Below are 15369 nucleotides of genomic sequence, written 5' to 3'. Positions count from 1 at the left end.
GAAGCCGGGGGGCCGGGCCTACGCTTGTCTTCTCGGCGGCCGCCACGGTCGCCCTTCGCGTCACGGCCCCGCCGTTGCGACCCCGCTCCAGTGCTGTGCGCCCTGCCGGTGTTGTCGCCCAGGCAGAAGTCCGACCGGCGCCCTCTGGAGACAGTCATGAACCAAGCGCTCATTCCCTTCGATACCGATCCGCTGGAAACCCGCGAGTGGCGTGAATCACTGGAAGCGGTGATGCAGACCGGTGGCCGGCCGCGCGCGCACTACCTGATCGACCAGCTCAGCGAGCTGGATGCACAGCAGCACGGCGACCTGCATACCCGTGCCTGGACCGCCTACGTCAACACCATCCCGCCCGAGCGCCAGCCGGCCTACCCGGGTGACCTGGCCATCGAGCGCCGCCTGAACGCGATGATCCGCTGGAACGCGATGGTGATGGTGCTGCGTGCCGGCAAGCATTCCAACGTCGGTGGCCACATCGCCACCTACCAGTCGGCGGCAGTACTGTACGACGTGGGCTTCGATCATTTCTTCCGTGGCCGTACCGACACCTTCGACGGCGACATGATCTACATCCAGGGCCACTCCGCGCCGGGCATCTATGGCCGCGCGTACGTGGAAGGCCGCATCGATCCGGCGCGCATGGACAACTTCCGCCGCGAAGCCGGTCGCGAAGGCCTGTCCTCGTATCCACACCCGCGATTGATGCCGGAGTTCTGGCAGTTCCCCACCGTGTCGATGGGGCTGGGCCCGCTGACCGCCGCCTACCAGGCGCGCTACATGCGTTACCTGGAATACCGCGGCCTGAAAGAACACCAGGGCCGCAAAGTCTGGGCCTTCCTCGGCGACGGCGAGATGGACCAGCCCGAATCGCTGGCGGCGATCTCGCTGGCCGGCCGCGAGCGGCTGGACAACATCGTGTTCGTGGTGAACTGCAACCTGCAGCGCCTGGACGGTCCGGTGCGTGGCAACGCCAAGGTCATCCAGGAACTGGAAGGCACCTTCCGCGCCGCTGGCTGGAACGTGATCAAACTGATCTGGGGCAGCGGCTGGGACGACCTGCTGGCCCGCGACCACAGCGGCCTGCTGCGCCAGCGCATGATGGAATGCGTGGACGGCGACTACCAGACCTTCAAGTCGCAGAACGGTGCCTACGTGCGCGAGCACTTCTTCGGTCGTTACCCCGAACTGCTGGAGCTGGTCGCGCACATGAGCGACGACGACATCTGGGCGCTGGCGCGTGGTGGCCATGATCCGCAGAAGGTGTACGCCGCCTACCAGCAGGCAGTGAACACCAGCGGCCGGCCCACCGTGATCCTGGCCAAGACGGTCAAGGGTTTCGGCATGGGTGAAGCCGGTGAAGGCCAGAACATCAACCACCAGCTGAAGAAGATGAGCGCCGACGCGGTGCGCGCCTTCCGTGACCGCTTCAACCTGCCGGTCAGCGACGACCAGCTGGAGGACATGCCGTACCTGCGCCCGGAACCGGGCAGCGCCGAGGCGGCCTACTTCGCCGAGCGCCGCCGCATCCAGGGCGGGCAACTACCCGCGCGCCTGGCCAAGGTCGATCCGCTGCCGCTGCCGCCGCTGTCGATCTTCAACACCCAGTTGCAGGGCAGCGGCGATCGCGGACAGTCCACCACCATGGGCTTCGTGCGCATTCTCACCAGCCTGCTGAAGGACCCGGAACTGGGCAAGCTGGTGATTCCGATCGTGCCCGATGAATCGCGCACCTTCGGCATGGAAGGCCTGTTCCGCCAGATCGGCATCCACTCCTACCTGGGCCAGCTGTATACCCCGCAGGATGCCGGCCAGCTGAGCTACTACAAGGAAGCCAAGGACGGCCAGATCCTGCAGGAAGGCATCAACGAATCCGGCGCGATCTGCTCGTGGATTGCCGCCGGCACCGCCTACAGCAACCACGGCCTGGCGACGATCCCGTTCTACATCTTCTACTCGATGTTCGGCCTGCAGCGCGTCGGTGACCTGGCCTGGGCCGCCGCCGATGCGCGCACCCGTGGATTCCTGCTGGGTGCCACCTCCGGCCGCACCACGCTGATGGGCGAAGGCCTGCAGCATGACGACGGCCACAGCCACGTGCTGTCGTCGGTCATCCCGAGCTGCGTATCCTACGACCCGACCTACAACTACGAGCTGGCGGTGATCATCCACGACGGCCTGCGCCGCATGTACGTCGAGCAGGAAGACATCTACTACTACATCACCGTACTCAACGAGAACTATCCGCAGCCGGCGCTGCCCGAGGGCGCCGAGGCCGGCATCCTGAAGGGCCTGTACCTGCTGCACCCGGCGGACGCCGACAGCGACTCGCAGCCACGCGTGCAGCTGATGGGCAGCGGCTCGATCCTGCGCGAAGTGGAAGCCCCGGCAGAACTGCTGCAGCAGGACTTCGGCATCGCCAGCGATGTGTGGAGCGCGACCAGCCTGACCGAACTGCGCCGCGATGGCCTGGCCGCCGAGCGCTGGAACCTGCTGCATCCGGCCGAGGAGCCCCGCGTGCCCTACCTGCAGCAGTGCCTGCAGGGCCATGAAGGCCCGGTGGTGGTGGCCACCGACTACATGAAGATCGTCGGCGACCAGATCCGTCCCTTCATCAACGACCGCCGCTTCACCGCGCTCGGTACCGATGGCTTCGGGCGCTCCGACACGCGTGAGTCGCTGCGCACGTTCTTCGAAGTGGATCGCCACTTCATCGTGCTGGCCGCCCTGAAGTCGCTGGCCGACGAAGGCCGCATCGAGCGCGCGCGGATGCAGGACGCCATCGACAAGTACGGCATCGACACCGGCAAGCGCGACCCTGCTGCGGTGTAAGGCTGCTGCATTCACCACGCCCGTTCTACGGGCGTGGTGCCGGCGGCAACGCTAGGGCATTCGCTTGAACAGATTGGTCTGCAGGATCGGCGTACCGTCGTGGCCGTAGAACGCCTTGGTCTCGGTCATCGTCGAGCGGTCGGCCGCGACGGTATAGATACGGGTGGAGGCCGGCGTGCCGTGGTCCACCAGCTGCATCACCAGGGTGTTCGGCGCTGGCAGTTTCAGGTTGGCCTTGTCTGCGCCATAGGTGCCGGACAAGGGCCCCGGCGTGCCGTCCAGCGCCAGCGTGCCGTCGGACTTCATGGTCTTGCCGTCGTGCAGGACGATGTCCACGTGTGAACTCCAACGCCCCGCACCGGCGTCCTTGAACTCAAGCACCACGTGCTTCGGGCGCTGCGCTTCGGGTAGCGCGGACGTGGCGATATCCAGCGACCAGCGCCCCAACAGCGGCGAAGGAGATGCCTCCATTGCCAGCGCCGGAACGGCGGGGAGTGAAAGCGCAGACAACAACACAGCGGACAACAGCTTCATACGTTGCTCCATTCAGCGAAGAAGGCTCTGCGTGAGGCGTTGTGGGGCGCAGCACGGTCAATGCTGCTCGCCGACGGCGTGTCCTGCAAGCCACTCGCTGAATGGCCGACCTCGCACCATGTCAGACCGCTGTCACACAGGGGTAGTAGAACGATCCCGGTTCTCCGGCCTCCTCCCCCAAAAACAGCGTTGAACGCGCAGCCATCGCTGCGGCAGCTCTATGCCGCCGGCCACTTCGCCCGCACTCTGGTCTGGTCGTTCGTGGACCTGGCACTCGGCTACTACCTGCACGCGCGGCTGGGGCTGTCGGCTGCCCACACCGGCCAACTGCTGGCGATCTCCCTGGCCTACAGCAGCGTGCTCGACCTGCTGCTGGCCGCCGTGTTCACCCGCCTGCACGACCAGCGTCGCCTCGCCTTGCGCCTGCAGTTGATCGGCGGGCTCGGCACCGCCGCCAGCGCCTGCCTGCTGTTCAGCCCCAGCACCGCGACCGAGCCCGCCTTCCTGCCGCTGCTGGCCGCCTCGCTCTTGTTCCGTACCTGCTACGCGGTTTACGACGTGGCCCAGAATGCATTGACTTCGCTGTTGCCCCGCGACGAGAACGAGGCCATGCGCTACGTTTCCGCTCGCGCGGTAGTGGTACCGATCTCCAAGCTGTGCATCGCTGCAGCACTGTTCGGCGTGGTCGGTGCACCTGAATCTGCAGGCAGTGGCAGCGCGCTGCTGATCTGCATGATCATCGGCATCCTGATCGCGGCCGCCGCGCTTCCCCTGGCCTGCATCGCCACGCCCGCACAGCCCGCCACAACCAGCAGGCCCGTTGCCGGCGCCCTGCCGCTGCCGGCACTGCTGCCGGTTCTGCTGGCCGCAGCGGTAGAGACGGCGCTGGTGGGCCTGGCCGGGCGTCTGTTTCCCTTTGCCGACCAGGGCGCAGCGCTGACCTTCGCCATGGTCGCGGGCATGGTGGTCGCGCCTTGGCTCCATCTGCGCCTGCGCCCCCCGCTGTGCAGCGAGACAGGCCTGATCGCGCTGATGTCGGTGCTGGTCATCGCTGCCGTCTGCGTTTACCAGGCCAAGCCCTCCCTGCCTGTCGCGATGGCGTGTGCCGCTGTCCATGGGGCGGCGGTAGCCAGTGTCGGCCTGGTGCTGTGGCGGCGCACCGCGCTGATCGCCCGTCGCCATGCCGCCCGCAGCGGGCGCGAGGATGACCTTAGCTGTTTTGCGCTGCTCACTGGAACCATGAAACTGTCCATTGCCGCCTCCTCATTGCTGCTGGGCCAGCTGCTGCCCGGCATACAGGCCGGTGATCCGGGCACCTCTGCCGTACTGGTCTCGCTGGTTGCCGTCGGCAGTCTGCTGTCGCTGGCCGCATTGGCCTGGCCGGTCGCGCTGCCGCATACCGAGGGCCTGCACCCATGAACCTGGCTCCTACATCGCGGCTGCGCCGCAAACCGCTGATCGCGCTGGATGCCGACCACAAGCGCATCATCTGGCTGTTGCGCACGATGGGCGCTGTTCCCCGCATCACCATTGCCCACCAGCTGGGCATGCACAACGGTGCATTGACCCGCCTGGCGCGTGAACTGTTGATGCTGGAGGTGATCGAGGAACAGGGACAACTGTCCGATGGCCAACGGGGGCGTCCATCGGTGCCACTGGCACTGTCCGGGCGGGGTGGCTATGCCGCCGGTGCCACGGTGCACCCCGGTTGGCTGGAGATCGCGCTGGTCGATTTTGCCGGCCAGGTCATCGCCCGCGATGCAACCGCATTCGACAGCGCAGATCCCTACGACTTCGTGCACGCGGTGGACCAGCGCCTGCGCAGCCTCACCAGCCGCACCGGGCTCATGCGCGCGCGCTTCCTGGGCCTCGGCGTGGCGGTTCCCGGGCCCGTGGTCGAAACCGGTCCGGCACGCCGGCACGCGGTGGACTGGCTGCATGGCTGGCGCGATATCGACAACGACCAGTTCTTCGAAGACTACTTCGGCTTCCCGGTCTGGGTGGAGAACGATGCAACCCTGGCGGCGCTGGCGGAATACTACGACAGCGGACTGATCCGCGACTGCGCGTCGGCGCTGTTGCTGTATGTCGGCCACGGCGTGGGCGGTGGCGTGATCCATCGACGTGATGTGATGCGCGGTGAGTTCGGCAATGCCGGGGATATCGGTCGCCTGTTCCGGATGGACGCACCGCGTCCTTCGGGCATCGACCTGCTGGCCACGCTGCGCGACGCCGGCGCCGGCATTCCTTCACTGTTCGAACTTGAGTCCTGCCTGGAAACCCATGCCGGCATCATCAATGCCTGGGCAGAACGTGCGGGCAACCAGCTGGGCGTGGCGGCCAATACCGGTGTGGCATGGCTCGATCCTGGCGCCGTGATCCTGTCCGGCTCACTGCCAAGGCAGGTACTGGAAGTGTTGGGGCAACACCTGCAGCAACCGGCACGCTGGAGCAGTGCGCTGGACAGTCTGCGCCTGCCACAGGTGCATGTGTCACGGTTGGGAGGATCCGCGGTATCAGTGGGCGCGGCCCTGCTGCCGATCCATCAGCTGGGCGCCGACGCCATCGCTTAATTGTTTATTTCCGCCGAAGTAAACAATTCCGTCATCACCCGGACCTACCGTGCAGCGGTCCCCCTTTCCTGCATGGCCGCCCTCCGATGAACATCAGCCCTCTGGTCCTGGGCATCTCCCTGGCCCTGATCACCCTGCACGGCAGTGCGTCTGCGCAGGACGCCCCTGTCCAGAACAAGGACAGTGCCGACGCTGCAACGCTGGATGCGGTGGTGGTCACCGGTGCGGCACGCACCCAGCGTCGCTTCGATGCGTCCTTCGCGGCCAATTCACTCAGCCGCGAAGACGTGCATAGACTCGCACCGAAAAGCTACGCCGACCTGCTCGGCTCGGTTCCCGGCATCCATGTCGAGGCCACCGGCGGCGAGGTGCAGAACATCACCCGGCTGCGCGGCATTCCAACCGATCGTGGCTTCATCGCCTTCCAGCAGGATGGCCTGCCGCTCTACCAGGAGCTGGATGGCCACTTCTTCAATTCCGGCGACGGCATGAACCGGTTCGATGTGATGAACCAGCGGGTAGAGATCGTACGTGGTGGCCCGGCGCCGATCTATGCCAGCAGCGGCGGCGCCATCGTCAACAACATCCTGGCCGAGGGCTCGGAAGAGACCCACGGCAAGGCGCAGCTGACCATCGGCGATACCGGCCTGTACCGCGGCGAGATGTACCAGTCCGGCGCGCTGGGCAAGGACACCTTCTACGCCGTCGGTGGCTTCCTGCGCCAGCACGACGGCTACCGCGACAACGGCTTCCCGAACGACAAGGGCGGCCAGATCCGCGGCAACATCAAGCACTACTTCGACGACACCAGCTGGTTCAAGGTCAGCGGTACCTTCGTTGACGACCACAATACGTTCTATCTGCCGATCCCGGTCGCCGACCCTCGCAATCCCAGCGTGTCGCTGGATCCGTACATCGACTACTTCGACGGCACCCTGAACTCGCCGTCACTGCGCAGCGTCAACCTGAAATACCTCGATGGCGGCGGTGTCCTGCAGGGCATGAACCGCGACCTGGCCGATGGCCGTCACATGCGCTTCGGCAACATCGGCTTCCAGTACGAGAACACCGCCAGCGATTGGACGATCTCGCTGAAAACCGGCTACACCAAGGGCCGCAATACCTTCGACGCGCTGTACTCGACCACCAATCCGGTCGACGCACGCAGCTTCGCCAACGGCTATCTGGGCGCGGCCCGTACCGCCTTCGGTGCCGGCGTCACGCGGATGGGCTACGCGCTGGCCGGCAGCAACGGCGCCACTGCCTACGATCCCTACGCCGACTCCGGCCTGGTGATCTCGGCCCAGTACCGTGCTGCTGATTCTGACTTCTACTCCGGTCAGGCCGATTTCAGTGCGACGCGGCTGTTTGAAACGGCCTGGGGCAACCACGATCTGAACATCGGCGCGTACACCGCCTTCTTCGGCACCACGTCCTTCAGCCTGTACCAGGACATGCTGATGGAGATGCGCGGCAAGCCACGCCTGCTTGATCTGGTGGCCTACGGTAACGATGGCGCCCCACTGGGCTATGTCACCGACAAGGGCACGCTGCGTTACACCACCACCCTCAATCGCGGCAAGGTCGATGCCCGCATGTTCGCGGTGTATGCCAATGACACCTGGGCACTGACGGACCGCTTGAAGCTTGATGCCGGCATCCGCCATGAGCGCTACCGCTACGAGGGCTATGCCGAGCAGACCGCCCAGGTCGACCTCGGCGACCGCAACACACTGGCCGACAACACCACGCGCCGGTTCACCGGCGTCGTCCAGAACCATCGCCTGAACCCGACCGCCACCAACTGGACGGTCGGTGCCAACTACGATTTCACTGCCACCGTAGGCGCCTATGCCCGCGTGTCGCACATGGAGATCGTTCCCAATTCGTCGGTGGCGCGCTCGATCGACCCCACCATCGTGCAGACCCAGCTGGACCAGTACGAGCTGGGCTTGAAGGCGGCTTTTGGCCGGTCCTACCTGTACCTGACCGCGTTCTATACGAAGTTCGATCCACTCAACGCGTCCTTCGTTGCCTTCAATCCGACGACCGGCCGCAATGACCAGTCGGTGCCGTTCATCGGTACCGCCGTCTCCAAGGGCATCGAACTGGATGGCCTGTTCCGACCGCTGGACTGGTTCAGCATCGCCGGTTCGATCACGGTCAGCGATCCGCAGTACGACAGCCTGCAGAACGATTCCGGTGCCGATCCGGCGGCGGTCAATGGCAAGCAGATCGTTCGCGAACCCAAGCTCTACGGCAACCTGCGACCGACTTTCAGTTTCCAGCACGGCCAGGCCCAGTTCGAGACCTGGCTGCGCTATGACGTAGTCGGCAAGTCCTACGTCGATCTGTTCAACCAGACCGCGTTGCCTGCCTACCAGACCCTGGGCCTGGGCGTTTCATGGAAGCGCGGCAACTGGGGCGCACAGCTGGTGGGCGACAACCTGACCAATAAAAGGGGGCTCACCGAGGGCAACACCCGTACCGATGCACTGGCTGGCCAGGGTTCGGCCGAGGCAATCTATGGACGGCCGCTGTTCGGCCGCAACGTCCGCCTGATGGTCAGCAGGAGCTGGTGATGCACCGACGATTGAGCTTGTCCCTCGCCCTGCTTGCCACGGCAGCGCTGCCGCTTGCGGCGGCAGCCGACGACCGCGACAGCACGGTACTGGCCGGGCGCTTGTTTCCAACCCTGGTGCAGCTGAAGCACGACGCACTGCCCGCCCCTGCACGCGCCCTCATGGTCGAACGCACCCAGCGCATGACTGGCTGCCGGACGGCGGCCTGCACACTCGAGGCAGCGCGCTGGACGCCGGCGCAGGCCGATCTGCTGGCCACCACGGTTCCGGCGCGCGCCGATGCCATCGAAAGAGAGCTGGCGGGACTCAACAACATTCTCTCCGTCTATGGCCAGGGCCAGCCGCCCCGCTACGACGCCATCGACGGCCCGGTCGGCGCGGCGGGCAGCACGCGACTGGCCGGCGATGTTGCCATTGCCATGCAGATGAGCGAAGTGGACGCCGGCGCGGCCTACACCGCATTCGATCGCAGCATCGCGGTGGCGGTGGGTCTGCTCGATGCCAATGATCGCCTCGACGCGATCCGCTTCGAGCCCATCAACGCGGGAATGAACGCCGCGCCATTCGCGCGCGCGCGGCAGCTCGATTGGACCGCACATCCATACACAGCGATCATCGTGCTGGGCCAGGGCCCAGACGAACTGACCACCCCGCTCAGTGCCGGCAGCAAGCTGCGCCTGAAGGCGGCTGCGCAGCGCTACGACGCAGGTGATGCGCCCTTCATCATCGTTTCCGGCGGCGCCGTGCATCCACGCGGCACCCGCAGCGTCGAAGCCGTGCAGATGCGCGAAGCGCTGATCGCGCGCTTCGGCATTCCCGCAGAGGCGATCATCATCGAGCCGTATGCCCGCCACACCACCACCAACCTGCGCAACGCAGCGCGATTGCTGGCGGCCCTGCCGGCACCGCCACGACAACCGGCATTGGTGGTCAGCAGCCCATCGCATATCGATTCGGTCGCCAGCAGCGGCTTCAGCGAGCGCAACCGCCGTGAGCTGGGCTACGTTCCAGGCAAGGTTGGTTCACGCATTTCGCCGTACGCGATCACCTTCGTGCCAGCGCCCGAATCGCTGCGCATCGATCCGATGGATCCATTGGATCCCTGAAGGGCGCGACATCATCCTCAGTAGCCGACCTTCAGCGTGAACATCACGTTTCGCGGTGCGCCGTACCAGCCCTGGTTGTAGAAGCCGATCTGCGAGTAGTAGTGGCGGTCGAACAGGTTGTTGATGTTGACCGCCGCAGAGACGTGGGAACTGAACTGGTAGCGCGCCATCAGGTTCACCAGTGCGTAGCTGGGCTGCTGCACCGGCACGCGACGATTTCCGGGCGCGGTGGCGGTCTGGTACATGCGGTTCTGCCAGTCAACGCCACCGCCGATCGTCAGCCGGTCCCAGGCACCCGGCAGGCGCCAGGTGGTGAACAGCTTGAACAGGCTGCGCGGCTTGGCGGTATTGATCGCCCGGCCCTGCGCGTCCTGCGCGATGAAGGTGGTGAAGCTGGTGCCCAGGCTCCAGCCCGGCAGCGGCTCGCCGGCCAGTTCCAGTTCCAGGCCGTCCACGGTTGCGCCCTTCACCGCGCGATAGGCCGCCTGCGTGCTGCCTTCGACCAGCCCGCCGGTGGCCTCCGCCAGGTTGTCCTGCTGGGTGCGGAACAACGCCGCTGACGCGTTCAAACGTTCCTGCAGCCAGCTGCCCTTGAGGCCCAGCTCATAGCTGCGGCCGCTGACCGGGTCGAGGATCTGTCCGGATTCATTGCGGTTGTTCTGCGGCTTGAAGATGCCGGTGTAGCTGGCGTACACGCTGCTGTAGCCGTTGAGGTCCCAGACCACGCCTGCATACGGTACGAACTCGTTGCGGTAGCGGTACTTGCGCTTGGCACCGAAGTAGACCTGGTCGGTTTCCCAGTTGCTCAGGCGGCCACCAACGATTACGTGCAGTGGATCGGCCAGAGACAAGCGCGCCACCGCATAGGCACCGCTCTGCTGGTTGTCCAGGTCATCGGCCTGGGTCTTGCTGCTGGCCCACATCGGCTCAGGCGTGCCCGGCCCATGCCAATCCAGATAGCTGGCCAACGGCGGCAGCGGCGCCAGTGCGCGGTACTGCCCCAGCGCTATTTCATCGCGTGAGCGCGACCAGCCGATGGACGCAGTGTGCTGGCGGCCGAACAGCTGGAACGGTCCGGACAGGCTGGCACTAATCGCTTCGCGGCGCACCGGACCGTCGTAGCGGGTGAAGCTGTTGCCATTGGGCATGGCACCAGTGACCGGGTCGGGATAGCCACCGCGATAGAGATGCTTCATCTCCATGTCGGTATGCGATCGGCTGTAGGACACGCGCGCCTGCCAGTCGTTGCTGAAACGATGGTTGAAGTCGAAGAAGCCATTGCGGGTGTCGGTGGTCATCCGTGCCCACGGCGCGGTGGCTGATACCGAGCGGTCGAAACGGGTGCGCGTGCCATCGGCGTTGAACAGCGCGAAGCCGCTGCCGAAGCCACGGTTGTCGTTGCCCTGGTAGGAGATGCCGGCGATCAACCCGGTGTCCTCGCCCAAGTCCATGCTGACCACGCCGTAGAGCGTCTTCACCGTACTGTCCAGGCCAGCGGTGTAGCTGTCGCCCTCTGCCTGCGCGGCCACCAGGCGACCACGCACACGCCCTTCCCGGCTCAGCGGGCTGGACACATCCACCCAGGCGCGCCGTGCGTCCCAGCTGCCGAGGCTGATGCCACCACTGGCAGCGAACTCGCGCAGCGGGCGCTTGCGCACGTAGTTCACTGCCGCCGAGGGATTGCCGGCGCCGGTCATCAGGCCGTTGGCTCCGCGCACGATCTCGATGCGGTCGTACACCACCATGTCCAGATTGTTCTCGCCGAAGTTCCATGGCGACAGCACCGGCATCACCACGCCATCGAACTGGTAGTTGTCGATGTCGAAGCCGCGTGCGGAGAACGAGTAGCGGTTGGCGTCGCTGCGCGTGACCGAGATGCCAGGTGCGGTCGCCAAGGCATCGGCGGTGCTGAGCAGGCCACGGTCCTCGATCTGCTGGCGGGTGACCACGCTGACGGATTGTGGGGTCTGCCGCGAGGTCAGCGACAGTCCGGTCGCCGTGCCCATCGAGTCGGTGGTGTAGGAACGCGACGTTTCGGTGCTGCCATCGAGGTCGGCCGTGACCTGCACGGTTGGAAGCTGGGAAGGCGTTACGGACGGAGTGCGTTCGGCGGCGTGGGCAGCGTTGAACAGCGCCAGGGTCGTGCCGATGGCGCTAGCCAGGGCACACGGGCGGAAACAGGCAGGCATGGGAGATCCAGCGGGAAGGAAAGGCTGGATGAGAATTATTGTCATTTGAGCGTGAGCGCACGTATGCGCGGACGCAGCAGGCGTATGCGCACTGCCGACGGTGGTCCGGACTCAGCGGAGCTCGCTGGGCGCGATGCCGTAGCGCGCGCGGAATGCGGTCGCGAAATTGGTGGCGTGCCGGTAGCCGACGAAATGTGCGGCCTGCTGCACGCTGCAGCCCTGCCGCAGCTGCTCGCAGGCCAACTGCAGGCGCCGCTCGCGCAGCCAGGCGAACACCGAACACCGGTGCACCTGCTGGAACTTCAGCCGCAGGCTGCTCGGGCTCATGCAGGCCAGGCGCGCCAGATCCTCCAGGCTGTGGTCAGCCGCAGGTGATGCCTGCAGGCAGTCGATCACCCGTTGCAGCATGCGGCGATCACGTGCTGAAACACGCTGGTCCGGCGATGCCTCCTGGGCAGGCGCACCCAACGCCATCGCCAGCATCTGCAGACCCACACCCTCGCACAGCAGCGCATGCATTGCGCCCTGCCAGGTCCCCGACAGCAACTGTTCGGCGGCATGTTCAAGATGCGCGGGTACCTGCCAGCTGTGCAGCCGCCGGCGACCATGGCGATGCGCCTGCAACAGCAGTTCGCTGATCACCGGATCATCCATCTCGGCCGGTGCATCCAGCGAGACATTCAGACTGCGCATCCGTTGACCGGCCGGATGAATCGCAGTCATCGGCGTGGCATCGGCCAACACCATCGCGCCGGCGCCGCGGTTCATGCCGATCACAGCCTGCCCTTCCAGGCGTGCTCCGGCACGACCTTCCAGCATCACGATCGCAGCGAACGGCGGGGGTGCCTCCGAAGTCGCCTCGAACGGCTGATGCGCGACCACGTCCGACAGCGCCAGGCTGATGCCAGGGCGCAAGCAGCGCTGTTCCACCCTGCCCTCGACCACGCACAGCGCCCCCGAATCCGCGGCGGACGCAAGTGCAGGCAGCCGATAGCGGAAGCCGCTGCTGCGGCCCAGGCGGTCCAGGTCGGCGAGGGTGAGGCTGTGCATGGTGCGCCCGTGAAGAATCACCCGCCATTCTCATATGAGAACCGTTCTCATATCCAGCCCTGGTGGCAAGGCCCAATCCGCCCTTGTCGATACAAAGAGTTACATTATAACATTTCACATCAACTTCACGGATCGTGTCATGCGCCGCCATCTCCTTGCTGCAGCCATTCTGTTCGCCGTCCACACCGCCCAGGCCGCGGACGAACCCACCCTCCCCACCCTCCAGGTCCAGGCCTCCCAGCCCTCGCGCATCGACAGCCGGGTCACCGTCGACAATCCGCAGGCGCAGAACCGCACCCTCGGCGGCCTGCTCGAACACGTCTCCGGTGTGCAGAGCAGCGCCTTCGGGCCAAACGCGGGCGCACCGGTCATCCGCAGCCTCAGCGGCAACCGTGTGCAGATCCTGCAGGACGGCCAATCGATTCTGGGCATGAACGCGATCAGCGGTGACATCAACATCCCGTTCGATCCGCTGTTCGTACGCAGCGTCACCGTCAACAAGTCCTCCGACACCGTGCGCTATGGGGGCAATGCGATCGGCGGCAGCGTGGAGATCGACTCGGGCCTGATCTCGCGCAGCATGGAAGACAAGGATCAGTCGATGGAACTGGTCCTGCGCAAGGGCTTCAACGCGGCCGACGCGCAGGGCTTCCGCATGAACTTCAACAACCAGCGCAACATCTCCACCAATCTGCAGGTGTCGCGGCAACGCATCTCGCACTACGACATCCCCGGCAACAGCAAGGCCAGCGTCTGCAACACCGGGTTGTTCCCGGCCGGCGGGGGCGTCAATTCGGCACTGGCCGACGCCTGCCAGAAAGAGGCGCGCGTCCAGCAGATCTACAACAAGGCCTCGCAGCCGTACATCGACCAGTTCATGACCGAGAACCCGGACTGGGCCGATGGTGATTTCTCCTTCTACACCAACAATCCGACGTCGGTCTGGCAGCGCCGCACCTACATCAATCCGGTCAACCCGGCCTACGTGCCCGGCACGCCGTCGTATGTGCAGAAGCAGATCAACAACGATGTGACGCCCGACTACCATCACCGGCTGGGCAACAGCTATGTGCGCAACAGTCAGGTGGCCTTCGGCTCGACCCTGTTCTTCGACCGTGGCTACGTGGGTGTCAGCATTGATGCCAAGGACAGCGAGTACGGCGTTCCAGGCTTCTCGATGCAGAACCTGTCGTTCGGTTCCAACTATGCCGATGGCCTGCCGGTGGGCGTGGTGATCAAGCAACAGCGCTACGCGCTGGAAGCCCTGCTGCGTGATCCACTACCGTGGTTCGAGCGCGCGGAACTCCGCGTTTCCAAGCTGGACAACACCTCAGGCGAGCGGCTGGGCGCCACCAAGGCCAACGACTACGATTTCGAGAGCACCCAGGCCGAGCTGCTGCTCAGCCATCAACGCATCGGCCCGCTCAGTGGCCTGCTCGGTTTCAGCCATCAGTCGCGTGATGTCACCGGCAGTGGTTCTCAGCGCTACCTGCCGGACGTGGACACCCGCAGCAATGCGGTGTTTCTGAAGGAAACGCTCGACTTCGGCTGGGCCAGTTTCGACGCTGGCGTGCGCCACGAGCGCGTTGACCATGACCTGCAACCAAGCCGCTTCAAGACCGCGCGCAATGCCGCCAACACCAAACTGCAGGACCGCGACTACCGGCTCAACAGCTACAGCCTGGGATCGTATGTCGAGCTCGGTCCGTTGTTCGCGGCCAAGGTGCGCTACTCGTCCTCGCAGCGCGCACCGGAGATCAACGAGCTGTATGCGAGCAATGCTCACTATTCGGTGATGACCCAGGAAGAAGGCAACCAGAACCTCGAACCGGAGCGCGCGAAAAACCTGGAACTGACCGGCCTGTTCCACCTCGGTGGTTTCGAGCTGTCCGCCACCGCGTACCGGATGAAGTACGAGAATTATCTCTACCTCGGCTACTCCGGCCTGCAGACCGCCAACCGCCTGCCACTGAAGTACTGGAAGCAGACCGACACCACGGTGAAGGGCTTCGAGATCGATGCTTCGCAGGCATTGGACCTGGGCCGCTTCGGCACGTTGAATGTGTCCGCCTTCGCCGACCTGGTGAAGAACAAGGCCGACCGCCCCGATTCGCTGCGTGCCCACAATGACGGCGAGTACCTGCCGAACATGCCGACCAACCGCTACGGTGCCAACCTGCAATGGCAGCGCGAGGGCTGGAAGGCGCAGCTGTCCAGCACCTACTACGACACGCAGAAGTACCTCGGCCGCAACGTCAGCGAGGAGGTGCCGCTGGATGCGTTCAACCTGGTCGACCTGCAGGTCAGCCGCGAACTGCCGGTACGCAACAGCTACATCGCCGGCGTGGAGGTGTTCGTCAACGGCAGCAACCTGCTCAATGAAGAAGCACGGCCGCACAACTCGCCGCTGAAATACATCGCGCCGTTGCCCGGGCGTGGTTTCCAGGTGGGTGTGACGGTGAAGCTCTGACAACCGGATGCATCGGTACACGCCTGCAGGCAGACG

9 protein-coding genes are annotated in these 15369 nt (G+C 65.2%); 6 read left to right on the top strand and 3 right to left on the bottom strand.

All coding sequences use genetic code 11. The features are described 5' to 3' along the window. The first annotated feature begins 156 nt into the window (after window positions 1-156). Window positions 157-2829 carry a pyruvate dehydrogenase (acetyl-transferring), homodimeric type gene (gene aceE, locus ACZLHH_RS08625; RefSeq protein WP_180844136.1) on the top strand — a complete coding sequence of 891 codons (2673 nt, stop codon included), beginning with the start codon at window positions 157-159 and terminating at the stop codon, window positions 2827-2829. Window positions 2830-2880: 51 nt separating this feature from the next. On the opposite strand, the gene ACZLHH_RS08620 is transcribed toward aceE, so the two are convergent. Further along, window positions 2881-3363: a hypothetical protein gene (locus tag ACZLHH_RS08620; RefSeq protein WP_049422682.1), complete on the bottom strand. Its 483-nt coding sequence runs from the start codon at window positions 3361-3363 to the stop codon at window positions 2881-2883. Between the two features lie 60 nt (window positions 3364-3423). On the opposite strand from ACZLHH_RS08620, the gene ACZLHH_RS08615 reads away from it, so the two are divergent. From ACZLHH_RS08615 to ACZLHH_RS08600, 4 genes are all read left to right on the top strand, one after another. Beyond that, the gene (locus tag ACZLHH_RS08615) at window positions 3424-4782 is read left to right on the top strand and encodes an MFS transporter (RefSeq protein ID WP_440977496.1); all 1359 of its coding nucleotides are present in this window, start codon (window positions 3424-3426) and stop codon (window positions 4780-4782) included. Further along, window positions 4779-5936 (top strand): ROK family protein, encoded by a 1158-nt coding sequence (locus ACZLHH_RS08610; protein WP_125895295.1) that lies wholly within the window; start codon window positions 4779-4781, stop codon window positions 5934-5936. The genes ACZLHH_RS08615 and ACZLHH_RS08610 overlap by 4 nt, the downstream gene beginning before the upstream one ends. Before the next feature lie 86 nt (window positions 5937-6022). Next, window positions 6023-8518 (top strand): TonB-dependent receptor, encoded by a 2496-nt coding sequence (locus tag ACZLHH_RS08605; protein ID WP_180844138.1) that lies wholly within the window; start codon window positions 6023-6025, stop codon window positions 8516-8518. Next, window positions 8518-9624, top strand: a complete 1107-nt coding sequence (locus ACZLHH_RS08600; RefSeq protein ID WP_180844139.1) for a YdcF family protein — start codon at window positions 8518-8520, stop codon at window positions 9622-9624. The genes ACZLHH_RS08605 and ACZLHH_RS08600 overlap by 1 nt, the downstream gene beginning before the upstream one ends. Window positions 9625-9641: 17 nt before the next feature. On the opposite strand, the gene fauA is transcribed toward ACZLHH_RS08600, so the two are convergent. Both fauA and ACZLHH_RS08590 read right to left on the bottom strand, forming a co-directional pair. Beyond that, window positions 9642-11813 carry a TonB-dependent alcaligin siderophore receptor FauA gene (fauA, locus tag ACZLHH_RS08595; protein ID WP_180844140.1) on the bottom strand — a complete coding sequence of 724 codons (2172 nt, stop codon included), beginning with the start codon at window positions 11811-11813 and terminating at the stop codon, window positions 9642-9644. A 111-nt stretch (window positions 11814-11924) separates the two neighbouring features. Continuing rightward, window positions 11925-12863 (bottom strand): helix-turn-helix transcriptional regulator, encoded by a 939-nt coding sequence (locus ACZLHH_RS08590; protein ID WP_049422688.1) that lies wholly within the window; start codon window positions 12861-12863, stop codon window positions 11925-11927. 139 nt (window positions 12864-13002) lie between these two features. Between ACZLHH_RS08590 and ACZLHH_RS08585 the strand changes: the two genes are divergently transcribed. Beyond that, window positions 13003-15333 (top strand): TonB-dependent receptor, encoded by a 2331-nt coding sequence (locus ACZLHH_RS08585; RefSeq protein WP_180844141.1) that lies wholly within the window; start codon window positions 13003-13005, stop codon window positions 15331-15333. The last annotated feature ends 36 nt before the right edge of the window (window positions 15334-15369 follow it).

It is taken from the genome of Stenotrophomonas sp. 28608_Sma, assembly GCF_056486185.1.
The sequence above is the reverse complement of the archived record's forward strand: the minus strand, read 5'-3'. Positions and strand labels throughout refer to the sequence as shown.

Coding starts and splice junctions, on each gene's coding strand:
- ACZLHH_RS08615 (WP_440977496.1), top strand. CDS start 3,424: ATGCTGCTCGCCGACGGCGTGTCCTGCAAGCCACTCGCTGAATGGCCG.
- fauA (WP_180844140.1), bottom strand. CDS start 11,813: ATGCCTGCCTGTTTCCGCCCGTGTGCCCTGGCTAGCGCCATCGGCACG.
- ACZLHH_RS08610 (WP_125895295.1), top strand. CDS start 4,779: ATGAACCTGGCTCCTACATCGCGGCTGCGCCGCAAACCGCTGATCGCG.
- ACZLHH_RS08590 (WP_049422688.1), bottom strand. CDS start 12,863: ATGCACAGCCTCACCCTCGCCGACCTGGACCGCCTGGGCCGCAGCAGC.
- aceE (WP_180844136.1), top strand. CDS start 157: ATGAACCAAGCGCTCATTCCCTTCGATACCGATCCGCTGGAAACCCGC.
- ACZLHH_RS08600 (WP_180844139.1), top strand. CDS start 8,518: ATGCACCGACGATTGAGCTTGTCCCTCGCCCTGCTTGCCACGGCAGCG.
- ACZLHH_RS08585 (WP_180844141.1), top strand. CDS start 13,003: ATGCGCCGCCATCTCCTTGCTGCAGCCATTCTGTTCGCCGTCCACACC.
- ACZLHH_RS08620 (WP_049422682.1), bottom strand. CDS start 3,363: ATGAAGCTGTTGTCCGCTGTGTTGTTGTCTGCGCTTTCACTCCCCGCC.
- ACZLHH_RS08605 (WP_180844138.1), top strand. CDS start 6,023: ATGAACATCAGCCCTCTGGTCCTGGGCATCTCCCTGGCCCTGATCACC.